Origin of the sequence: Saccharibacillus sp. O23 (assembly GCF_002205895.1) — a bacterium.
Lineage (GTDB): Bacteria > Bacillota > Bacilli > Paenibacillales > Paenibacillaceae > Saccharibacillus.
This window is the reverse complement of the sequence record NZ_NJDE01000009.1, coordinates 155,738-176,918: the sequence shown is the minus strand read 5'-3', so window position 1 is coordinate 176,918 and position 21,181 is coordinate 155,738. Positions and strand designations below refer to the sequence as shown.

The window sequence follows — 21,181 nt, the reverse complement described above, 5'->3', positions numbered from 1 at the left end:
ACTTTACTTTGACTTAAATTTCATTGATTTGACGCAGGAACTTCCGTGTCCGTTCCTGCTGCGGATCTTCGAAAAAGCGCTGCGGAGCCGCTTCTTCGACAATATTCCCTTCGGCCATCAGGACGACTTTGCTTGCCACTTCGCGGGCGAATTTCATCTCGTGCGACACGACCAGCATGGTCATGCCTTCTTGAGCCAGCTCCCTCATGACGCTGAGCACTTCGCCGACCAATTCGGGGTCCAGCGCGGAAGTCGGTTCGTCGAACAGCATGACGGCCGGTTCCATCGCCAGCGAGCGCGCGATCGCGACCCGCTGCTGCTGCCCGCCCGAGAGACGGGACGGATAATAATCTTCCCGCTCCGCAAGCCCGACGCGGTCGAGCAGTTTGCGGCCGATCGCGACAGCCTGCTCTTTAGGCAGCTTTTTCACCGTAACCAGACCTTCGGTCACGTTGCCGAGCGCCGTCATATGCGGATAGAGATTGAACTGCTGGAACACCATGCCGCTCTGTCTGCGAATCTCCCGCGTCGCCTGCTGGCGCGCGCGCTTGGAAGCCGAAGCGTCCACGCGAATTCCGTTCACTTCGAAACTGCCGCCGGAGATGTCTTCCAGACCGTTCAGGCAGCGCAGCAGCGTACTTTTGCCCGAGCCGCTCGGTCCCAAGACGACCACGATATCGCGCGCGGCGACTTGAAGATCGATGCTTTTGAGCACTTCGAGATTCTGAAAATGTTTGGACAAACCTGTCGTCGTGATCATCGCGTCATCTCCATGTTCAGTAAGCTTTGGATAACCGGCGTTCGAAGCGTTCCAGAATGAACGACAATCCGGTGCTCATCACCCAATAGATGACGCCGATCGCCAGATAAAAAGGCATGTATTGATAATACTGCGCGATCAGCAGCTGCGCTTGGCGAAGCAGTTCGCTGACTGTAATGACTGACACAAGCGACGTTTCCTTCAGCATCCCGATAAACGTATTGCCCATCGGCGGGATCGCGATACGCATCGCTTGAGGGAGCACGACGCGGCGCATCGCCTGCCACGGCGTCATTCCGGTCGAATAAGCGGCTTCCAACTGTCCTTTGGGAACCGAGAGAATCGCGCCGCGAAACGTCTCGGACAGATAAGCGCCGGCGTTTACGCTGAGCGCGATATAAGCAGCCGTGAGCGAACCGAGCGTAATGCCGTAATCCACGACGCCGTAATAAATAATGACGATCTGCACCAGAAGCGGCGTGCCCCGGATGATCGAGACGTACACGCGGGCCAACCAGCGGATCGGCCGATTGCCTTTGAGTCTGGCGATCGCGACGACCAATCCGATGATCAGTCCGAAGAACATTGAGACGATTGTCAGCAATAAGGTAAAACCTGCGCCCTTCAGCAAGAAGGGCAGATTATCGAACACGAGCTGCATGAATTCTACCGCCTTTCTGCCGGAGGGCGAGTGTTTCGACGTTTATTTGGACGGCGCTTCGCCGAACCATTTTTTGAAGATCGTATCGTACGTGCCGTCCGACTTCATGTCCGCCAGCGCTTTGTTCATCGCTTCTTGCAGCTCGGCGTTGTCTTTGCGAAGAGCGATGCCGGCTTCGTCCGATTTGATCGGTTCGCCTACGGCTTTGATCTTGAACCCGTTCTCGTCCACGATCGGCTTGAGCGCGTACAGATTGTTGATCGTCGCGTCGATACGGCCCGCATCCAGATCTTTCAGCGACGTAATGACGTCGTCGTAAGTCTTGATGTCGAAATCGCCGACTTTCGGCAGCACTTCGGTGCGCAGATACGTTTCGTCGTTGGTGCCGAGTCCCACGCCGACCTTTTTCCCTTTGAAGTCTTCCAGCTTGGTAATGTCGTTATTGTTTTCGTTCACGATGATCTTGACTTCGTTGGTGATGTAACCGTCCGTGAAATCGATTTGTTTTTTGCGTTCGTCGGTAATCGTCACTTGGCTGACCACGACGTCGAACTTTTTGGCTTGCAGGCTCGGGATCAAGCCGGAGAATTCCTGCGTCGTGAATTCCGCTTTGACTCCGATCCGCTTGGCGATTTCTTTGGCGATATCCGGATCGAAACCGTCGACTTCTTTTTGTTCGTTCAAGAACGTATAAGGCGGATAAGTGCCCATCGTGCCGACCTTGATCACGCCGTCTTTTTTGATCTGCTCCAATTCGTTCGCGGATGCCGTCCCCGAATTCGAACCTCCTCCTCCGCATGCGCTCAGCACCAAGCTCAGCGAAGTCAATGTCGCGAGTGTAAGGCCCGCCAATTTACGTTTCATCATCTTGTTTATCCCCTTATCGTTATCTTGATTTTCCCATCAATCCGTAGAACTCGAAATTCGCCAATTCGCTCGCCAACTGTTCGGCGGTCGACTCGACAATCTTACTGTGCATATCGCCCGAATCGAACAGCCAGCGCGACAGCAGCCCTTCGCACATGCTCATCAAGAGAGCGGCGCGAAGCTCGACATCGATGCTCTCCGGCAGCATATGCAGCTCTTTCGCTCGGCGAATATTGCGCCTGAAGCCTTGTTCCATCGCGTTCCGCGCAGCGGAAATGCTCTGCCGGATCGTCTGATCCGCTCCGTTGCCCATCAGCAGGATCTCCATCAGATGGCGATTCTGCTCGGCGAACCCGAACAATCGGAGAAACAAAGCTTCCGAAGCCTGCACCATATCCTCGAGATCGCCGGGATCCTGCCGATAGCCTCGGTCGATCACCTGAAGCAGACGCTCTTTGCCCTGCTCGATAATCTCCAGCCCGATCGCTTCTTTGCTTTTGAAATGCCAGTAGAACGTGCCCTGCGCGACGCCCGCTTCGGAGACGATGTCGGATATTTTCGTTTGATGGTAGCCGAGTCTGGCGAACTTCTCCAACGCGATCTCCATCAACTGCGCTTTTCGATCGATCGATTCTTTGCCTTTTTCCTCATTCGATTCCTCGTTAGGCAATCTGCATCTCCCTCCCGATTGACGAGTCAGTCAGTATTTATTTTTAAATCCTATGGGATAACTCAGGTATTGTCAAGTGGATTTCTTTTAAGAAAAAGCACCCCAAGAAAAAGCCCGCGTCCGGCGCGGGCTTTTTTCATTCTGCTTAAGCGCTCAACCCTCCGTCTACCGGCAGCACGACCCCGGTTACGAAAGAAGACTCGTCGCTCAACAGCCACGATGCCGCCTGCGCGATTTCGATCGGTTCGGCGGCGCGCCGGAGAGGGGTCTTGCCGCTGATCTGCTCGATAATCTCCGGATTGATCGACACCCATTGCTGAATCATATCGGTCATCGTCGTTCCCGGAGCGATCGCGTTGACGCGGATTCCGGAAGGTCCGTATTCGACGGCGGCCGTTTGAGTCAGGCTGTTGACCGCTCGTTTGGCGGCTCCGTAAGCGCCCAAGCCCGGGTTGCCTTTCAGGCTTCCGACGCTGCTCGTGTTGACGATCGATCCGCTGCCTGCCGTCTCGAGGATGGCTTTGATTTGAGCTTTCATGCATAACCAAACGCCTTTGTAGTTCACGGATTGGATCACGTCGAAATCTTCTTCTTGTTCATCGATCAGCGATGCTACGTTAATTGCTATTCCCGCATTGTTAAAAGCGCCATCAAGCCGTCCGTATCGCTCTACCGTGAATCGCACGGCCCGTTCGACGCTGCTTGCCTGCGACAGATCTGCCGCAAAATACGCCGCTTCTCCGCCCGATGCCGCAATCTCGTCTCTGACCGCGATCAATTGAGCTTCCGTTCTGGCTGCCAAAACGACGGAAGCGCCTTGCCCGGCGAAAAGTCGGGCCGCTTCCGCCCCGATCCCGCGTCCTGCGCCGGTGATCATGATTACTTTGTTGGCCAATCGGTTATTCGAAGTTGTCGTCATCTTCATTCTCCTCGTATACGAAATGGTTGAACGCGTCAACTGCCTTGAGTATACTTTGAGCATTAAGCGACAACGATAACCTGCTTTAGGGTAGGCTTTCGAGTGACAGGATAAGGAGGACTCGACGTGAATGACGACGAACGCCGACTCGCGCTAGGCAACTTTTTGCGAAACGCCAGATCCAAGATTTCTCCGGTCGAGGTCGGCCTTGCGTCCGGAAGCCGCCGTCGAATCCAAGGCTTGCGGCGAGAAGAAGTCGCGGCAATCGCCAATATCGGGCTCTCGTGGTATATCCGACTCGAACAAGGGCGCGATATTCATCCGTCGGCGAGCGTGCTGGAAAGTTTGGCGTCGGCCCTCCGGTTAACGCCCAACGAACGCCGGCATCTGTTTATGCTCGGCGGCGAATCTTTGCCTGCTCAACCGACGATCGACGACGAACCGATCAACCCGCTGATTCGGAATATGATGAACGAGCTGAACGTCAATCCGGCTTACGTGATCGGGAAAAAGTGGGACTTCCTCGCTTGGAATCCGGCAGCCGAAGCGATCTTTCAGATCGAGCGTTCGCGGCCTCCTTACCCTCGCAATCTGATCTGGCGACAATTCACCGATCCGGTATGGCGAAAAGGATCCGAAGATTGGGAAAGAGTCTCGCAGCGCATGGTGGCCGAGTTTCGCACTTCCAGGGCCCGCTACTTGCATGATGCTTCGTTCGGCCGATTGATCGAAGATCTGAAAAACGCCAGTTCCGATTTCGGCCGAATGTGGCAGCATCACGAAGCGCCCAGCTCGCTGGATGGTTACAAAAAGCTGCTGCATCCCGTGTTGGGCGCGCTCGAATTCGATCAGATCACGCTGCAATTCCCGAACGAGCCGGATCAACGAATGATGGTCTACATGCCGCTGCCGGAGACCAAAGCGCGTTTGCAGCCCTATTTGATTCAAACGTACAACTAGCCCGTATACGCAAACTCGCCGATCATTTTCCGACGTTGACGATTTGTCCCACCCATGCCGGCTCCGCCGCTGCGGCGCGGATCAGGCAGTCGGCGCAATCCGCGAACGGCAGCGGTCGGAACGGGGCGATGCGCGCCGACGGGCCTGCGGTATAGTTCGGATCGGAAGCCGTATGACTCAGCCCTGCCGGTCTTACGATCACCCACTCCAAATCGCTTCGCCGTACGACCTGCTCGGCCGCGCTTTTGTCTCGGATCGCTTTCGAGAAGACGCGGCGATTGACGCCCAATAGCAACCGATTGCCGGCGGATAGCTCTTGGCCGCTGCTCAACCCGATCCCGCTCTGCATCACGAAACGCTTAACGCCCGCGCGCCGACACGCTTCAACGATGTTCGGAATCCCCTCCGACATGACCGTTCCCGGCGAGAAATTCGACGTGAGGGTATTCAGAATTCCTCTGGGCGCGGCGCCGCTCGACGGACCGATGCAGCTGATGACCGCATCCGCGCCGGCCACGGCCGCGGCCAGACTCGACGCGTTCAGCACATCTCCTTGCCGGACGGTAAGCCGCTCGGCAGAAGGAACGGCTTCCGGACGTCTAGCTACGGCGATCACCTCGTGCCCCTGTTCAAGCGCTCTTTCCACCGCGTATTTCCCGGTTCCTCCCGTTGCTCCGATAATCGCAATTTTCATTCGTACGGCTCCTTTTTATCGATCATTCTCGCAATTCTGTTGCTTTCGCACGTCTATAAATGCACAATAGTGTATTAAGTAACGTCTATGTATCATTGTATAAAGGAAAAGAAAGCTCGCAATTGACAAACAATCGCGCTGCGCGCATTAATGCGCGACTTCTGCGGTAATGTGCATTTATTTTCGGAAAAAGCGGTGAGAATATGGTAGCAAACGTAGATCGAAGAATACGCAAATCGCAAGAAGCGATCAAAAAAGCCGTAATCGAATTGATGATCGAAAAAAACTTCGACCGCATTACGCTGCAGGACATCTCGGATCGGGCCGACGTCAGCCGAAGAACCGTCTATCTGCATTACGCGGACAAATTCGATCTGCTGGACAAACTGCTCGAAGAGCATATCCGAGAGCTGCGGGAATTGTGCGATCAGGTGGACGAGGACGCCGAATATAAGGAGATCGTTTTGCTGTGGTTCGAGTATTTGGAACAGCATTACGTTTTCTTTTCCGCGATGCTGGCGAGCAAAGGAAGCCTGTTTTTCCATAATCGATTCCTTGCTTTTTTCCTTGAGGAGTTAGGGGAGAAACAAACCGACGGCGAGACGGTCGATACGCAATTTCTGGGAGCCGCTATCGTGGGGATCGTGGAATGGTGGTTCAAACACGAAAAACCCCTATCGCCTGCGTTCATGGCAGAGCGGGTCGGGGCGTTGTTGGAACGGAATCTTGAAGCGGAGATGCCGCCTAAGTGAGAGACGCTGGGATGATAGTCATTCAACAAATAAAGATCCGATATGTCTTGTTTGACAAAGCCTAAACAAGGCTATAAATTATATACAAGACGTTTCGTTTCTTAATTAAAGGAGACACGAAATGGACAATGTAAAACGCAAGCCCGGAAGACCGCCAAGCCAACATTCTCGTCAAGCGATATTTGTTGCTGCGATGAAATTGTTAAAGGAGCAAGGCCTGCGCAAAATGACGATCGACAAAGTCGCTGAACAAGCAGGAGTTAGCAAAGCCACGATTTATCGTTGGTGGAACGACAAAGTACAGATGTCTATGGATGCATTTTTGTATCATGTGCAGTTAGAAGGAATTATCGAAGACAAAGGAAATTTTGTTGACGATTGTGCGGATTGGTTCGGCAAGTTGAACCAGTTTTATGCCAGCGAGGAAGGTCATATTTTAGCGCAGATTATTATTGAGAGCCAGAGTGCTCAGGAATTATTGCTGCCATTTCAAAATACTCTGCATGACTTATTGCTCAGCAAATGTAGAGTAATCTGGGACCGTGCGGCAGCGCGTGGAGAGGTGGACGATCAAATCCCTGCCGACCCTGTGATAGAGCTGCTCTATTCCCCCTCCAGCGCACGCATGCTATCCAGCAAACCACCTTTAGACGATAATGCTAATCTCGAGATGATTCGCATTATTTATAACGGTATCAAAAAGCCTTAATGGTTTTTTAGACTATACAGAAGATACAGATACAGGGGAATTTGAAGGAGGAATCATCTATGGATATTTTGAAAAACATGCAGACAAACGGACTTAAGCTTGCTATGGCTGGAATTGTAGCAGTAGGTTCTCTTACGGCAGCGACTGCTGTATGGCCTTCGTCAACTCATGCGCAGACAGCCACATCTTCGGCTGCGCAACAGAATGGAGCAGAGCTGCTTAAGGAGCTTTATAAACCGGCACTGAAAGGACATTTTCCGCAAGCAAATGGGAATCCTGTCGATAAACTCGTTGTAGGCGATACGACTCGGGCTTCGGCAATGAAAATCTACGGAAAACCGAGTACTCCGCGTACAAGCGCATCCGGCTACGATACCTATAAAGCCGAGATGGGCACGCCCGGTTATGCGCTATCCTACGATAAGTCTGACGTATTAAAAGAAATTCGTTATCTCGGTACACAGGTAGAACGCAAGCAGACGATCGGCAGCATCACGATGAGTGTACTCCAAAAAAACTGGTACGCCCCAAGCTCTGCAACCACGATAACGAGCAGCGGCAAAAAGCAAACCAAACTCACGTATAACCGAGGTAACTATAAGCTGGAATTCGTTTATAACAGCCCGAACGATCTCGATCATATTAATTTGTCGAAAAAATAATTTTGCCGTTCATTAATATCAGCAGCAAAAGAGCCCGCGGCGACGCGGGCTCTTTCCTTTTTCGAAAATCCGAAAATCTTCTCCTCCGTTCTTTGCCTATCCGCTCAATTCCGAGCAAAATCAGGCGTTGGTATCGGCCATAGCCGGAAGGTGAATCTCTTTGACGCAGGCCGCCGCGGATAAACCGATCAGGCAGTTCGTCAAATCGACGACGTCCTGCAAAGGAATGCGCGTCCCTCCATAAGCTTCCAATGCGCGCTCCCGCCCCGCCGCATAAGGAATTTCCGCAGCCAGCTCGCCCGGATTGATGCAGGTGACGGCGATCCGGTCTTGACGCAAATGTTCGCGCAGCGCTTCGCCGATGCCGCGGATCGCGAATTTCGAAGCCACGAAGGTCACTTGGGCATTGTTGCCGTTGCTCAATCCCGCCGTCGAGCCGATCAGGATGATCTTGCCGGCATTCGCTTGACGCAGATTCGGCAGCAGGCCCTGCAAGCACACGATCGCGGACGTAATATTGGTCTGAATCATGCGGCTGATATGCTCAGGCTCGTCGCGATCGAAGCTGTAGTGCTCTTCGAACCCTTCTTTTTCCCAAATGCCCACATTGTAAACGGCCACGTCCAGCCGCTCTTGTCGAACGTACTCGAAAATCGTATCGGCGGCTTCCGGTTGGGACAAGTCGGCCGGAATCCAGATTCTTTCCGCGCCGTCTTCCAGATCGAGGCTGGACGGACGGCTTCGCGAGACCAACCACATTTTATCCCCGCTCTTAACGAGGCCTCTGGCAAAAGCGTCTCCGAGTCCTTGGCTGGCTCCGAAGATCAAGTAACTTTTCATCGTTGGTTCTCCTTTATATGCTCGATCCCGAGCAAAATCAGCTTTATCCCGAAATCAAACGCTTCGTCGCTCCCCATCAGCTCGAATATGCCGTTTCTGAACAGTCTCCGGAACAACCCCGCATCCTCTTCGCTCATCGTATCCAGAAGCGTGTTCATCTCGCCGTACGGAACTTCTCCCCGTTCCTCGAGCACGGCTTCGATGTTGCGTTGATGCTGTTCCTTGTCCATCACGAAATGAAGCACATAGTTGGTCAAGGTCAGAGTCGCCTGAAATTTCTGCTCCGGCTCAAGCGGCGACGACTCGAAACAGAGCAGCAGCCGATTCGTGAACCGGATCGTATCGGGTTCATGCGGCAGCGTGATCATCATGAGCTGCGCCGAACAAGGATAGCGGCCGAGCACATCGCGCATCGTAACCGTCAGATCCGTAAGCTGCTTTTTCCAGTCTCCTTCGGCGCGAAATTCGTCCACGATCATCTTGGAGATTTGATTGGCCAAACGCTGATAAAGATCCTGCTTGCTTTTGAAGTACCAGTATAGGGAAGGAGCCTGAATCCCCAAGCGATCGGCCAGCTTGCGCATACTGAATTTCTCGATCGTTCCTTCCTCCAAGAGCGCCCAAGAAGCTTCCAAAATTTTGTCTTCCGAAATTTGAAGCGGCTGCTTTTTCATCGGACCCGTCCTTTTATCGAAATTTTTATCTAACAGTGTAAGTTTGTGCTTTACAACACCCTATACGCATGATATCATCTAACACTGTAAGGTACAAACTAACACCGTTAGACAGTCGGTTCGGATGTCCGTCGTATTTAGTCAACCCCCTCAATCAAACGAAGAAAGCCGGGATTTCCATGGACGCAGAAAATCTGCATTATTTCGAAAAAGCACCGATCGCCAAAGCCGTCGCCCATTTTTCCTTACCTATGATGCTGGGCATGTCGATGAGCGTGATTTATTCGATTTTGAACGCTTATTTCCTCGGTACTCTCCACAATACGGCGATGCTGACCGCTCTTGCGCTGACGCTTCCGCTGTTCGCGCTCATCATGGCACTGGGCAATCTGATCGGTATGGGCAGCGGCACTTTCATCTCCCGTCTGCTCGGCGAGAAACGGTACGACGACGTCAAGCATGTCTCTTCTTTCGCTTTTTACGGCAGTCTGTTTCTCGGTCTGATCGCGATGGCGGCGGGCCTCCTGCTGATTGATCCGATCGTTCACGGTCTGGGCGCCACCCCCGACTCCTTCGGTTTCACCAAAGATTACGTCATCGTTATGCTGATCGGTTCGCCGATCGTCGTCTTGTTCTTCGCTTTGGAAAATGTCGTGCGCGCGGAAGGCGCGGCTATCGCTTCGATGATCGGGATGATCTTGAGCGTGGTCGTGAATATCGCGCTCGATGCGCTGGTGATCTTCGTGCTGCATTGGGGAGTGATCGGGGTCGCGTCGGCCACGGTCGTGTCCAACTTGGTGGCAAGCGGCTATTATGCTTTTCATATCGGGGCCAAAAGCCGGTTCCTGACTCTCTCGCCCAAATGGTTCAAAGCGACGAAGGAGATCATGAGCAACGTGTTCAAAATCGGCGTACCCGTGTTCGTCATGAGTCTGTTTCTGGGCGCGATGTCGCTTATCCTGAATCTTTTTCTGATCGGGTACGGCGATCAGGCGGCGGCCGCTTACGGCATCTCGTCGCGCCTGCTCCAGTTCCCCGAATTCATTCTGATGGGACTCTGCGAAGGCGTCGTGCCGTTGATCGCGTTCACGTTCACCGCGAACCGGCTGCGCATGAAGCAGACCATCGGCTTTACGATCAAAATGATGATCGCCTTGGCGTTCGCTTTCGGGATCATCGTTTACCTGATCTCCGATAATCTGATCGGCTTGTTCACGAACGACCCGCAGCTGATCGAGATGGGCAGCTATATCCTGAACGTCACGTTCCTGTCCCTGTTCATTTCGGGAGCGACCACTCTGTTTACCGGCATCTTCCAAGCGACCGCGCAGGGAACCGCCGCCTTCGTCATGTCGATCATACAGGGCGTGACGCTGATTCCGACGCTCTACATCGCCAATCAGCTGCACGGCTTCCACGGCGTCGTCTGGTCGCTCGTCATTGCCGACGCCGTCGCGTTCGTCGTCGGCGGGCTGATGCTGATCGCGCTGCGTCACAAGCTGCAGCCGGATCTGGAGGCGCTGACGCAGTGAAACGGCGTTTAGAGTGGATAGGCAAAAGAATAAAATCCGCTGAGCAGTTCGCATCTGTAGGTTTAAATTTGTTCACAAAAAAAGCCCGCGTTTTTCGCGGGCTTTTTCGCTTCGTTATTCCGATTGACTCGTCCTGCGCGCAGTAGAGTTCCCTTTACCTTCAGGCTGCGGTTTACGCAGTTTCCGGCAGTTTCCGAGTCTCGCTGTCATCGGAAGAAGAGACCAGCTCGCTGAGTCCGACGATCAGGCTTTCGAGTTCGCGGAAACTGTCGACCATCTGTTTCGTGAGGTTGCGCTGTTCGTCCATGCCGGCCAAAATCTCTTCCGCCGCGGCGCTGGATTGCTCGGTCAGGCCGGAGATCTCCGTGACTTCGCCCACCACATGTTCGGAAGAATCTTTCATCGTCACGGAGCTGCTTTCGATATGCGAAGCCTGCGTCAGCACGTCGCGGGAGCTTGCGTCGATCGCGCGGAACGCTTGCTCGGCCGTATGCACCACGTCCCTGCTTTCTTCGAGCGAAGCGCGCATCGTATCGAAACGCTCGGTCAGTTCGTGCGTGCGTCCTTGAAGACGCGCGAGGATCGCGGCAACGTCCGTCGCCGACTGTCCGGAATGCTCGGCAAGCTTGCGGACTTCGTCGGAAACCACCGCGAATCCTTTGCCGTGCTCGCCCGCCCGCGCCGCTTCGATCGCCGCGTTCAGCGCGAGCAGATTCGTTTGGCGGGCGATATCGGAGATGCCGTTCAGGATCGCGGTCATCGATTCGCTTTCTTGACTGAAACTCTGCATATCGTGAGCAGCCGTCTTCATAGCGTCGTACAGGCTGTCCATTCGCGTGTTCAGCATATCCATCTTCGAACTTCCGACCTGCGTGCTTCCCGCCATATCCGCAGAGATGTCTTTCATTTGCTGCGAATAAGCCGCCACGTCCCGAATATGGGCGTCCGTCAGAGCCAGCGATTCCGAGATTTCCGCCACGCTGGCCGCCTGTACTTCGACGCCTCGCGCAACTTCGCCGAAGCCCACCGTGATCTCGTCCGAGATCGCGACGGTGTTATTCACTTTCTGCTTGAATCCGTCCGTGAATACCGTCAAGCCTTCGACCGATTCTTTGACGCGATCCAGCATGGCTTCGACGCGCGCTTGAGACTGCTCGATTTCTTCCCGGCGCTTCTCGCCGTTCAGGAACAGCTTTTTGTTCACGCGCGATACCGTGATCAAGATGATTCCCGACACCGCGAACATGCTCAAATTCGTCAGATCGTTAAATAAAACGGCCGAGTCCGACGCAGGCTTGAGGATCATATGAACGATAAAATAAACCAGCGTTATCGCGAAAGAGATATTGTAATGTTTGCTGTTCGGGTACAGCAGCAGAGGCAGCAGGATCAGAATGCCCTGTACGAAGTTGATCTGTTCCAGATTGATTCCGATTGCGCTCAAAACGATCCATACCGTGACGATCCAAGGAATGACCCGGATGCCTTTTTTGGTGAAGTTAGCGATCGTGACACCCAACGGGATGATCATCGAGATCAATACGACCGGCCAGACTTCCGGCACAACGAAAGCCAACCCCGTACTGATCGAGAGAATGGCCCACATCATGTAACTCACCAATTTGTTGCGTTTCCAAAGAATAATGTCTTTACGATCCATTTTCCGATTCCGTCCTTTGCGTCATGATCGAATTTCTTTTTTTGGTGTAGAACGTTTTCGGTAAAACGATTCCTTCCGGATCGACGAAGCGCAGCGCCATTTGCTCTCCGGAATCTTTCTTATCGCATACTTTTACGCAGTACTTCCTACATATCGGAATATTCCGGCAAGTTATTGAGCTTTTATGAAAATTTTCATTGGTCTAAATCTAATTTTTGCCAACATAAATTTATCCATCAAAAAAGCCCGCGTACCTCGCGGGCTTCCCTACTCTAAACCAACTTCTAGACCTCTTCCCCCGTCGCGATCGGATTATCCCCGTACGAGATCCAATCGCTCCAACTTCCGGCATACAGCCGCACGCTGGTGAAGCCCGCTTCTTCCAGCGCCAGCACGTTCGGGCACGCGCTTACGCCGGAGCCGCAGTAGACGACGATCTCCGCGTCTTTGTCGATCGCTTCGAAGTGCTTTTCCAGCTCTTCTTTGCTTTTGAACATTCCGTTCTCGTCGATCAGATCTCTCCAGAAGAAGTTGACCGCGCCAGGGATATGTCCGCCGATCGGGTCCATCGCCTCGTTCTGGCCGAGATAGCGGTCGTGCGAGCGGGAATCGATCAGCACGGGGGTGAAAAACACGGCCGGATTCGCCGCCGCCGACGCTTCTTCGTTCAGTTCTCCCCGCTCCGCCGCCAGTTCTTCTTCTACGCCTTCGACGATCTGTTCCGCTTTGATCGTGCCGACGATCCGCTGCACTTCGTTGACGTCCGTCAGCAGATGATGCTGCACGTTCGGCACGAAAGTCGCCGGCACGCGGACCGCCTGTTTGTCGTCGACCGGGAAACCGCCTTTTTTCCACGCGCTCAGTCCGCCGTCCAGCACCGCCACGTTCTCGTGCCCCATCCAGCGCAGCATCCACCACATCCGGGCCGCGTTCATGCCGTCTTCGGTGTCGTACACGATCACTCGCGTATCGTTTCCGATGCCCGCTTTCGCCAGACGCGCCGCGAATTCTTCCGGATCGGGCAGCGGATGACGGCCGCCGTGATCGCCTGCGGGCGCGGACAAGTCTTTTTTCAAATCGAAATAAATCGCGCCCGGGATATGCTCCCACCCGTAAGCTTGGCGTCCGGACTCCGGCTGGTCCAGCATGAACCGGCAGTCCACGATCGTCTGCTCGGGTTCGTAGAGACGGGCCAGCAGCCATTTGGGCGATACGATGTTTTGCATGTGATGTTCTCCTCTCCGCTTGCGAACTTTCCCATAAGAATAGCACCTTCGCCGGGCGAAAGCCATCAAGGCCTCCTTTTCAAAAAGCTCCTCGAAATTTTATTGATCGGGTTAACCATAACGTGATGCTGCACGGTTACGAAAGGTTATGGTATAGTAAGAAGTAATACATTCAGGAGGGAGGCAGCAGACTTGGGAAGGCGCTTAATCGCACGTTTTATCGTAAACCGTCGTTGATCACCGTTTCTTTGACCTGTCTCTTTCGTACGGAATCCGCAACGAAGAGGCGACTTTGTTCGTAATAGCTAAAAAATCGCTGGAGGTGAATCCCTCGTACGAGGGAACTTATTGGACTCAATGACAATCGTCAATTTATTGATTTTGGCCGTGCTGCTCGCGCTGACCGCGTTTTTCGTCGCATCGGAATTCGCCGTCGTCAAGGTCCGCGCTTCGCGTCTGGACCAGTTGATCTCGGAAGGCAACAAGAAAGCGATCACGGCGAAAAAGGTCGCGGGCGACCTCGACTACTACCTGTCCGCGTGTCAGCTCGGCATTACCGTCACGGCGCTCGGACTCGGCGCGATCGGCAAACCGGCCGTCAAGCTTCTGCTGTATCCGGTCTTCGACTGGCTGAACGCTTCGGACTCCACGGCTTCGGTCGTCTCGTACGCGATCGCCTTTTTCTTGGTGACGTTCCTGCACGTGGTCGTCGGCGAGATGGCTCCGAAAACGCTGGCGATCCAGTTTGCCGAGAAGATGACTTTGATGCTCGCCGGTCCGCTCTACTGGTTCGGACGCGTCATGTACCCGTTCATCTGGGCGCTTAACGGCGCGGCGCGCGTGCTGCTGCGGATGTTCGGCGTCAAGCCGGCCGGCCACGAAGAGGTCTACTCGGAAGACGAGCTGAAGATCATCATGGCGCAGAGCTACGAAGGCGGCGAAATCAATGAAACGAAGCTGTCCTATATGGAAAACGTATTCTCGTTCGACGAACGGGTCGCGCGCGATATCATGGTCCCGCGTACGCAGCTCGTCACGATCGATAAAGACATGGATTATGCCCAATTGATCGCGGTGCTCGACGAGAACAACTACACCCGTTATCCCGTGACCGAAGAAGGCAGCAAAGACCGGATCGTCGGCGTGGTCAACGCCAAGAAGATGCTGCCGCATATCATCGCCGGACGGGCGCGCAGGCTGGAAGAATTCATCCGCCGCATTCCGATCGTGTCGGAAGCGACGCCGATCCAGGAAACGATGATCAAGATGCAGCAGGAACGGATGCATATCGCGCTCGTCGTCGACGAATACGGCGGCACCGCCGGAATCGTGACGATGGAAGACGTGCTGGAAGAATTGGTCGGCGAGATCCGCGACGAATTCGACGCCGACGAGATCGCCGAGATCCGTCAGACGGGCGATCGCGAATACGTGGTCAGCGGACGCGTGCTGCTCGACGAGCTGGAGAAGCGTTTCGGCGTACAGTTCGAAGAACGCAGCGATACCGATACCATCGGAGGCTGGATGCAGCACCGCATGGGCACGGCCGCCGGCGAAGGCGAACTGTTGGTCGAAGGCGACCACGTCTGGACCATCGCGGAGAAAGACGATCTTCACATTAAGCAGGTGCGGCTGAATTATCCCGAGCAGTAACGTTCGGCCTCTTCATTTATGACCCGTATGACTGATCTATCTTTTTAATCTTGAAACCGCTGGAGGTGAATCCCTCGTACGAGGGAATTTATTGGACGGACTAATTGCGTTAAACCTGTTTCTGGTCGCCGTGTTTATCGGGCTTACGGCCTTCTTCGTCGGCGCGGAGTTCGCGATTCTGAAAGTGCGGATGTCGCGGCTGGATCAACTGATCGCGGACGGCAACAAGAAGGCGGTCATGGCGAAAAAAGTGGCGCAGGACCTCGACTACTACCTGTCCGCGTGTCAGCTCGGCATCACCATTACGGCGCTCGTGCTCGGCGCGCTCGGCGAGCCGACGGTCGAGAAACTGCTGCATCCGGTATTCGAACGTTTCGACGTGCCGGAAGCGATCGCGACCGTATTGTCGTACGGCATCGCGCTCGCCGTCGTGACGTTCCTGCACGTCGTCATCGGCGAACTGGCTCCCAAGACGCTCGCGATTCAATTCGCCGAGAAAATGACGTTGATGCTCGCGCCGTCGCTGTACCGTTTCGGCCGCATGACCGCTCCGTTCATCCGTCTGCTGAACGGTTCGGCTACGCTGCTGCTCCGCTTGTTCGGCGTTAAGCCGGCGGGACACGAATCGGTCCATTCGGAAGAAGAGTTGAAATGGCTGGTCGAACAGAGTTACGAGAGCGGCGAGATCAACCAGACCGAACAGGCCTATCTGCAAAACATTTTCGCGTTCGACGATCGGCTGCTGCGCGAGATCATGATCCCGGCGGACAAGATCGTCAAGATCGCCAAAGAACTGCCGCAGAGCGAATTGATCGAGAAGCTCAGTCTGCACGAATATACCCGTTATCCGGTGACCAACGGCAATCCGGACGCTTTTATCGGGTTCGTGCACAGCAAAGAAATCTTGACCGCGATCGCGGCGGGCCGCGACGGCCGGATCGAAGGCTTTATCCATAAGCTGCCGCGGTTCGTCGAGACCGCCACGCTGCGCGAAGTGATGCTCAGCATGCAGCAGAACCGCGTGCATATGGCTTCGGTCATGGATCCCGCAGGAAATACCATCGGCCTTGTGACGATGGAAGACATTCTGGAAGAGATCGTCGGCGATATGCGCGACGAAGCGGACGGCGTCAGACTGCCGCTCGCTCCGCTGTAAGGCTCTCCCGATCGAACGAGCAACTGGAATAGAAAACAATAAAAAAGCCCCGAATTCCGCCAACGTGGAATCCGGGGCTTTCTCTTATCCCGACCGTATATTCCGATCGCCTCTTCGGATCATGTGCTCCGGTCTTCTGCTTTGACCATCCCAAGCTGTCCGAATGTTCGGATCGTCGAGACGATCCCGAACCTGTCCGGCATGACGATCCGGCTGCGGCTTCCCTTTACGGCCGCGCGACCAGCTTATCCAGCGCGGCCTGCGCTTCCGCGCCCGTCACGAGCCGGTTCGGCTCGAACTTGCCGGAAGCCCCGCCGGGCAGGATGCCGGCAGCCGAGACCCGCGCGATCGCGCCGGCGGCCCAGTGGCCGGCCGGAACGTCCGCGTAAGCCCGCGAAGCCGGGCTCCCCGCTCCGCTTCCGCCGCTCTCGCCCGCGGCTCCGCCGAGCACCCGGTCGGCCAGTACCGCGAGCTGCGCGCGCGTCACGAACCGCTCCGGCGCGAAGCGGCCGTCGCCCACGCCCTGCATAAGATCCGCGGCCGCCGTCTGGCGGATCGCCAAGTCTTGGGCGGAAGCCGCCGTATCGGCGTAAACCGAAGCGCTAAGCACTTCTTCGAGGCCGAGCTTGGCCGCCAGCGCGCCGGCCAATTCGCCGCGCGTCACCGCTTCGCCGCCGCTGAGCATCGCTGCCGGTTTCGGCTGGGCTTTGCGCTGCGCGAACAGCCAATCCAACATGTCTTTGTCGTTGAACACCGGTACCCACGACCAATGTTTGAGACCGCCGTAGAAGCGGTTCGCCTCCATAAACGCATCGTCGTAGATCGTCAGCTTCGCCTGCGACGAACCCATTTCCGTCAGCGCTTCGTAAGCCAACGTGCTGGTGCGGCTGTCGGTCGTCGGATCGTTCTTCGCATGCACGATCCAGATCGGCGTATCCGTCAGATCTTTCAATTCGCGCTTGAACGGTTCGACCGTTCCTTTGTAATCCGCGACGGCGTCTTTGGCCGCGATCGCGATCGCGCCGGCGAACTTGTTCGGATACTGCATCAGGAAACGGAACGTGCCGCCTCCGCCGCTGGACGGGCCGACCACGTAGATCCGCTGCGGATCGACTTTGCCTTCCGCGACCAGACGGTCGATCAGTTCGACCTGCACTTCGAAATAATCCTGCATGCGGCGCAGTTCTTCTTCGTTATCGTAGATCGCCCAACCGTAGTTGGCCGGGAACTGAACGGCCAGTACCGACGTCTCGTAGCCGGATTCGCTCCAGACCGTCGCGCCGCGGTTTTCCGTCAACTGCTTGAGATTGTCGCTGCCGACTTCGCCGCCGCCGTGCAGCCAGACGACGAGCGGCTGCGGCTGGGCGCCTTCGGCCAATTTCAACCGATAATTCAGGCTCTCCCCGTTCGTGCCCGTGATCTTGCCCGCTTCGAAATCGTCTACCGTGCGCGTCTCGACCGTCGCTACTTTTTTGGCGTCGAACGACAGTTCCGGATACCGCTCGCTGACCACGGCGAACGGCGAGACGTGACCGCCCGGATACTTGAACGGTTTGACCGTAAGAGACAGGACGTTCCCGTTTTGCGTCACGCGGATGCCGTCGTCTTCGTAATTGTTCTGGACCAGTTCGCCCGCCGCGTTAAGCGGATATCCGTCGTAGTTGCCCGTCACGTCGAAATCCGAAGCTTGAAGCCCCGCGTAGCTTTTGCCGGCGGGGAGCACCAGATCGAACGATTCGACCATCTGCCCCGCGTCGCCGATGTAAGTATGCGCGGTGATCTTCGGCTGCGAGACGTCGCCCGCAGGTTCGGCGGCGTTCGCCGGTCCGACCGCGATCAGCGGCGCGCCCAGCGTCAGCGCGGCCATCAAGGTAAAGCTTGTTCTCTTTTTCATAAGTATCCCCTCCGCATGAATGAAGACTTTCGATGCCGGAACGCAAAAAAACCCAAACGGCGTCCGCAGAAGGGAGATTTCCCTTTCTGCCGACCCGATCAGGTTTTGCCCGTGAAGCGGTCACAATCCGTCATCGTTGAGTTTACCCTAACAAAAAATGAAAGCGTCGTCAATTTTCTTCCGAAAACCGGTCGCGAAACCGGTCGCGTTTGCGATTCGCGGCGTTTCTCGCAATTTCCGTGCCTGTTCCTCGCGAATATGGGTAATAGAGTTATTGAGAGAGTTGGGTCCCGCGCGCGCAAGTTTGACTTTGAGCCGCCGGAAAGCCTATATTTTTTACAGAATCTTCATTTATCGATTATCGATCCTGAACATTCCATCCCCGAGGAGGTCTATCTTATGATCGCAAAAGACATGATTGACAAAGAATGGAGCGCCGAAGAAGTGAAACAGATGCTCGAAGAGCATCGCGCTTTCTTCGATACCGACCGCACCCGCAGCTACAAATTCCGGATGCGCCGGTTGGAGAAGCTCAAAGCCGCTATCCAGCGCTACGAGCCGGCTCTGATCGAAGCGCTTCAAGCGGACCTCGGCAAATCGGCGTTCGAATCGTATACGACCGAGATCGGCTTCGTGCTGAGCAGCATCGGCGAGATCAGCAAAGAACTGTACCGCTTCTGCAAACCGCAGCGCGTGCCGACGCCGATCACGCTGGCCGGCGCGAGCAGCTTCATCATCAACGACCCTTACGGAACCGTGCTGATCATCGGACCGTTCAACTATCCGTTCCAGCTCGTGATGGAACCGTTGGTCGGCGCGATCGCGGCCGGCAACTGCGCGGTCATCAAGATGTCCGAGAGCACGCCGAACGTCTCCGCGATCCTCAAGCAGCTGCTGTCCGACGTGTTCGAAGACCATTACGTGCGCGTGCTCGACGGCGGCAAAGACACGGTCGAAGCGCTGATCAACTCGCCGTTCGATTACATCTTCTTCACCGGCAGCACCGAAGTCGGACGCGTCGTCGCGCAGGCGGCGGCCAAGCAGTTGATTCCGGTCACGCTGGAACTGGGCGGCAAAAGCCCCGTCATCGTCGACAAGCAGGCCGATATCCGCATGGCGGCCAAACGCATCATCTGGGGCAAACTCGTCAATGCCGGCCAGACCTGCATCGCGCCGGATTACGTGCTGGTGCACGAGAGCAAGAAAGTTCAGCTCCTGATCGCCCTCAAGAACGCCATCCGCGAATTCTTGGGCGAAGACATGTGGAGCAGCCCGGACTTCGGCCGGATCATCAACGAGAAACATTACGATCGTCTGATGAAGATGCTCGACACGGACAAAGACCGGATCATCTTCGGCGGAAACGGCGACCGGGAAACGCGGTTCGTCGAGCCTACGCTGCTGGACGTCGATTCGTGGGATGCCGCGAGCATGCAGGAAGAAATCTTCGGTCCGATCCTGCCGATCTTGACTTACGACGATATCGAAGACGCGATTCGTCAGATCAACGCCCATCCGCATCCGCTGGCGCTGTATCTGTTCACGCTGGATACGCAGGTGCAAGAACGCGTGCTGGAGAAAGTTCCGTTCGGCGGCGGCTGCATTAACGATACCTTGATGCATATCACCAACCCGCATCTGCCGTTCGGCGGCGTCGGCGCATCCGGCATCGGCTCTTACCACGGCGTCTACAGCCTGAGAACGTTCTCGCATCAGAAGAGCATCGTGAAGAAAGTTTCCGCCGAGAGCGGCACGACCTTCATCTTCCCTCCTTACAGCGAGGAGCATCTGAAACTGGCGAAGAAAATCATCAAATAATATTCTGCCGGGAAAAAGAAACACCGATTCCGTTACCGAACCGTTCTTTTCGCGTCGTCAGGCGCGAGGAGAACGGCTTTTCCCCGTACGCGCCCGCGCGCCGGGAAGCCTGACGGGTACGCGATTTTGAACTCGGGATACGGCTATGCAACCTTTCGGAGGCGAGCGGCGTCTGAGGCCATGAAGAACAATAAACGAAGCGGAATTTCATCTTCCGGCAGGCTGCTGCATGCGAAGTCCGATCGGCTTCGCATGGCAGCGGCGCTCCCGCCTATGCGCCCTTTCCGCCATCCCGAGGAGGCTCGAATCATGAATAAGAAAAGCATAAGCTCCGTATTGGCCGTATCCGTATTGTCTTTGTCGCTGGGCGGCCAACTCTTCGCGGCCGGCGCCGGCTTCGGCGATCTGCAAGGCGTAACGGGCCAAGAAAAGATCGATTCGCTCAAAAGCGAAGGACTGGTCAAAGGAGTGAGCGCGACGATGTTCAATCCCCAATCCGTGCTGACCAACGCGCAGGGCGTCCAGTTTATTGCCGGAGGCTTGCAGCTCAGTCTGGCGGCGATCACGTTCGAAGCCGGCAAAGTCCCGACGGCGCACGACCTGTTCCCGGCGGTCGACAACAAAGCTTGGTACGCCGAAGCTTTCTTGAACGCTTCGCTGAACGGCGTGGACATTCCGAAATCCGTCGATCCGTCGGCCAAGATGACCAAAGAAGCTTATGTCAGCTATCTCATGCAGGCCGTCGAGAAAAGCGGCAATCTGCCGATGATCAAAGTCGTCCCTGCGGCGATCGCCGACGAAGATCAGATCACGCCGGAATATCAAGGCGCGATCCAACGCGCGATCGTCAGAGGACTGGTTCCGCTCGACGCCGACGGCAAGTTCCGTCCGAAGTCCGAGATCACCCGCGCTCAAGCGGCCGTCATGCTGTACGATGCGGTCGAATACCTGAAGCAGCAGCCTGAAGCTCCGGCGCCTTCCGCTCCGGACAGCGGCGATCAGACGGCCGAATAAGCGATCCGGCCGCGGCCGGATTCGCCGCCTGCATAAATGCGCGGCAGATCCGGCTGCGAA

The 21,181-nt window shown here is 55.5% G+C and carries 20 protein-coding genes; 9 read left to right on the top strand and 11 right to left on the bottom strand.

The genetic code is table 11. From position 1 onward, the window contains the following. Window positions 1–13: 13 nt before the first annotated feature. From CDO73_RS12795 to CDO73_RS12775, 5 genes are all read right to left on the bottom strand, one after another. Entirely contained in the window at window positions 14–760 is a 747-nt protein-coding gene (locus CDO73_RS12795) for an amino acid ABC transporter ATP-binding protein (RefSeq protein ID WP_088488908.1), read from the bottom strand. Between the two features lie 16 nt (window positions 761–776). Then, complete coding sequence (locus CDO73_RS12790) at window positions 777–1,421, bottom strand: amino acid ABC transporter permease (protein ID WP_088488907.1); 645 nt, start codon at window positions 1,419–1,421, stop codon at window positions 777–779. A 42-nt stretch (window positions 1,422–1,463) separates the two neighbouring features. After that, complete coding sequence (locus CDO73_RS12785) at window positions 1,464–2,285, bottom strand: substrate-binding periplasmic protein (protein ID WP_088489134.1); 822 nt, start codon at window positions 2,283–2,285, stop codon at window positions 1,464–1,466. Window positions 2,286–2,307: 22 nt separating this feature from the next. Continuing rightward, a complete protein-coding gene (locus CDO73_RS12780) occupies window positions 2,308–2,895 on the bottom strand; it encodes a TetR/AcrR family transcriptional regulator (protein ID WP_088489133.1) in 588 nt (195 codons plus the stop codon). A 208-nt stretch (window positions 2,896–3,103) separates the two neighbouring features. After that, the gene (locus CDO73_RS12775) at window positions 3,104–3,877 is read right to left on the bottom strand and encodes an SDR family NAD(P)-dependent oxidoreductase (protein ID WP_088488906.1); all 774 of its coding nucleotides are present in this window, start codon (window positions 3,875–3,877) and stop codon (window positions 3,104–3,106) included. 126 nt (window positions 3,878–4,003) lie between these two features. On the opposite strand from CDO73_RS12775, the gene CDO73_RS12770 reads away from it, so the two are divergent. Further along, window positions 4,004–4,837, top strand: a complete 834-nt coding sequence (locus CDO73_RS12770) for a helix-turn-helix transcriptional regulator (protein WP_088488905.1) — start codon at window positions 4,004–4,006, stop codon at window positions 4,835–4,837. A 22-nt stretch (window positions 4,838–4,859) separates the two neighbouring features. On the opposite strand, the gene CDO73_RS12765 is transcribed toward CDO73_RS12770, so the two are convergent. Further along, window positions 4,860–5,531: an NAD(P)-dependent oxidoreductase gene (locus CDO73_RS12765; RefSeq protein WP_088488904.1), complete on the bottom strand. Its 672-nt coding sequence runs from the start codon at window positions 5,529–5,531 to the stop codon at window positions 4,860–4,862. A gap of 203 nt (window positions 5,532–5,734) precedes the next feature. Between CDO73_RS12765 and CDO73_RS12760 the strand changes: the two genes are divergently transcribed. From CDO73_RS12760 to CDO73_RS12750, 3 genes are all read left to right on the top strand, one after another. Continuing rightward, window positions 5,735–6,283: a TetR/AcrR family transcriptional regulator gene (locus tag CDO73_RS12760; RefSeq protein WP_088488903.1), complete on the top strand. Its 549-nt coding sequence runs from the start codon at window positions 5,735–5,737 to the stop codon at window positions 6,281–6,283. 121 nt (window positions 6,284–6,404) lie between these two features. Continuing rightward, window positions 6,405–6,992, top strand: a complete 588-nt coding sequence (locus tag CDO73_RS12755) for a TetR/AcrR family transcriptional regulator (protein ID WP_088488902.1) — start codon at window positions 6,405–6,407, stop codon at window positions 6,990–6,992. A 59-nt stretch (window positions 6,993–7,051) separates the two neighbouring features. Further along, entirely contained in the window at window positions 7,052–7,654 is a 603-nt protein-coding gene (locus CDO73_RS12750; protein ID WP_088488901.1) for a YjgB family protein, read from the top strand. Window positions 7,655–7,774: 120 nt separating this feature from the next. Here the strand turns inward: CDO73_RS12750 and CDO73_RS12745 are convergent, their stop codons facing one another. Further along, window positions 7,775–8,494 carry an SDR family NAD(P)-dependent oxidoreductase gene (locus CDO73_RS12745; protein WP_088488900.1) on the bottom strand — a complete coding sequence of 240 codons (720 nt, stop codon included), beginning with the start codon at window positions 8,492–8,494 and terminating at the stop codon, window positions 7,775–7,777. After that, a complete protein-coding gene (locus tag CDO73_RS12740) occupies window positions 8,491–9,168 on the bottom strand; it encodes a TetR/AcrR family transcriptional regulator (protein ID WP_088488899.1) in 678 nt (225 codons plus the stop codon). Before CDO73_RS12740 ends, CDO73_RS12745 begins: the two co-directional genes overlap by 4 nt. Before the next feature lie 179 nt (window positions 9,169–9,347). Between CDO73_RS12740 and CDO73_RS12735 the strand changes: the two genes are divergently transcribed. Then, window positions 9,348–10,700, top strand: coding sequence for an MATE family efflux transporter (locus tag CDO73_RS12735; protein ID WP_088488898.1), 1,353 nt, complete (start codon window positions 9,348–9,350; stop codon window positions 10,698–10,700). A gap of 172 nt (window positions 10,701–10,872) precedes the next feature. Here the strand turns inward: CDO73_RS12735 and CDO73_RS12730 are convergent, their stop codons facing one another. Beyond that, complete coding sequence (locus CDO73_RS12730) at window positions 10,873–12,360, bottom strand: methyl-accepting chemotaxis protein (RefSeq protein WP_088488897.1); 1,488 nt, start codon at window positions 12,358–12,360, stop codon at window positions 10,873–10,875. 284 nt (window positions 12,361–12,644) lie between these two features. Beyond that, a complete protein-coding gene (locus tag CDO73_RS12725) occupies window positions 12,645–13,586 on the bottom strand; it encodes a sulfurtransferase (RefSeq protein WP_088488896.1) in 942 nt (313 codons plus the stop codon). Between the two features lie 348 nt (window positions 13,587–13,934). Between CDO73_RS12725 and CDO73_RS12720 the strand changes: the two genes are divergently transcribed. Both CDO73_RS12720 and CDO73_RS12715 read left to right on the top strand, forming a co-directional pair. Next, complete coding sequence (locus CDO73_RS12720; RefSeq protein ID WP_088488895.1) at window positions 13,935–15,239, top strand: hemolysin family protein; 1,305 nt, start codon at window positions 13,935–13,937, stop codon at window positions 15,237–15,239. 91 nt (window positions 15,240–15,330) lie between these two features. Beyond that, window positions 15,331–16,395, top strand: a complete 1,065-nt coding sequence (locus tag CDO73_RS12715) for a hemolysin family protein (protein ID WP_088488894.1) — start codon at window positions 15,331–15,333, stop codon at window positions 16,393–16,395. Window positions 16,396–16,621: 226 nt separating this feature from the next. Here the strand turns inward: CDO73_RS12715 and CDO73_RS12710 are convergent, their stop codons facing one another. Continuing rightward, window positions 16,622–18,289 (bottom strand): S-layer homology domain-containing protein, encoded by a 1,668-nt coding sequence (locus CDO73_RS12710; RefSeq protein WP_088488893.1) that lies wholly within the window; start codon window positions 18,287–18,289, stop codon window positions 16,622–16,624. 399 nt (window positions 18,290–18,688) lie between these two features. Between CDO73_RS12710 and CDO73_RS12705 the strand changes: the two genes are divergently transcribed. Together CDO73_RS12705 and CDO73_RS12700 are read left to right on the top strand one after the other, a co-directional pair. After that, entirely contained in the window at window positions 18,689–20,107 is a 1,419-nt protein-coding gene (locus CDO73_RS12705) for an aldehyde dehydrogenase (protein WP_088488892.1), read from the top strand. 309 nt (window positions 20,108–20,416) lie between these two features. After that, window positions 20,417–21,121 carry an S-layer homology domain-containing protein gene (locus CDO73_RS12700; RefSeq protein ID WP_088488891.1) on the top strand — a complete coding sequence of 235 codons (705 nt, stop codon included), beginning with the start codon at window positions 20,417–20,419 and terminating at the stop codon, window positions 21,119–21,121. The last annotated feature ends 60 nt before the right edge of the window (window positions 21,122–21,181 follow it).

Coding starts and splice junctions, on each gene's coding strand:
- CDO73_RS12795 (WP_088488908.1), bottom strand. CDS start 760: ATGATCACGACGACAGGTTTGTCCAAACATTTTCAGAATCTCGAAGTG.
- CDO73_RS12790 (WP_088488907.1), bottom strand. CDS start 1,421: ATGCAGCTCGTGTTCGATAATCTGCCCTTCTTGCTGAAGGGCGCAGGT.
- CDO73_RS12785 (WP_088489134.1), bottom strand. CDS start 2,285: ATGAAACGTAAATTGGCGGGCCTTACACTCGCGACATTGACTTCGCTG.
- CDO73_RS12780 (WP_088489133.1), bottom strand. CDS start 2,895: ATGGAGATCGCGTTGGAGAAGTTCGCCAGACTCGGCTACCATCAAACG.
- CDO73_RS12775 (WP_088488906.1), bottom strand. CDS start 3,877: ATGACGACAACTTCGAATAACCGATTGGCCAACAAAGTAATCATGATC.
- CDO73_RS12765 (WP_088488904.1), bottom strand. CDS start 5,531: ATGAAAATTGCGATTATCGGAGCAACGGGAGGAACCGGGAAATACGCG.
- CDO73_RS12760 (WP_088488903.1), top strand. CDS start 5,735: ATGGTAGCAAACGTAGATCGAAGAATACGCAAATCGCAAGAAGCGATC.
- CDO73_RS12755 (WP_088488902.1), top strand. CDS start 6,405: ATGGACAATGTAAAACGCAAGCCCGGAAGACCGCCAAGCCAACATTCT.
- CDO73_RS12750 (WP_088488901.1), top strand. CDS start 7,052: ATGGATATTTTGAAAAACATGCAGACAAACGGACTTAAGCTTGCTATG.
- CDO73_RS12745 (WP_088488900.1), bottom strand. CDS start 8,494: ATGAAAAGTTACTTGATCTTCGGAGCCAGCCAAGGACTCGGAGACGCT.
- CDO73_RS12740 (WP_088488899.1), bottom strand. CDS start 9,168: ATGAAAAAGCAGCCGCTTCAAATTTCGGAAGACAAAATTTTGGAAGCT.
- CDO73_RS12735 (WP_088488898.1), top strand. CDS start 9,348: ATGGACGCAGAAAATCTGCATTATTTCGAAAAAGCACCGATCGCCAAA.
- CDO73_RS12730 (WP_088488897.1), bottom strand. CDS start 12,360: ATGGATCGTAAAGACATTATTCTTTGGAAACGCAACAAATTGGTGAGT.
- CDO73_RS12725 (WP_088488896.1), bottom strand. CDS start 13,586: ATGCAAAACATCGTATCGCCCAAATGGCTGCTGGCCCGTCTCTACGAA.
- CDO73_RS12710 (WP_088488893.1), bottom strand. CDS start 18,289: ATGAAAAAGAGAACAAGCTTTACCTTGATGGCCGCGCTGACGCTGGGC.
- CDO73_RS12705 (WP_088488892.1), top strand. CDS start 18,689: ATGATCGCAAAAGACATGATTGACAAAGAATGGAGCGCCGAAGAAGTG.
- CDO73_RS12700 (WP_088488891.1), top strand. CDS start 20,417: ATGAATAAGAAAAGCATAAGCTCCGTATTGGCCGTATCCGTATTGTCT.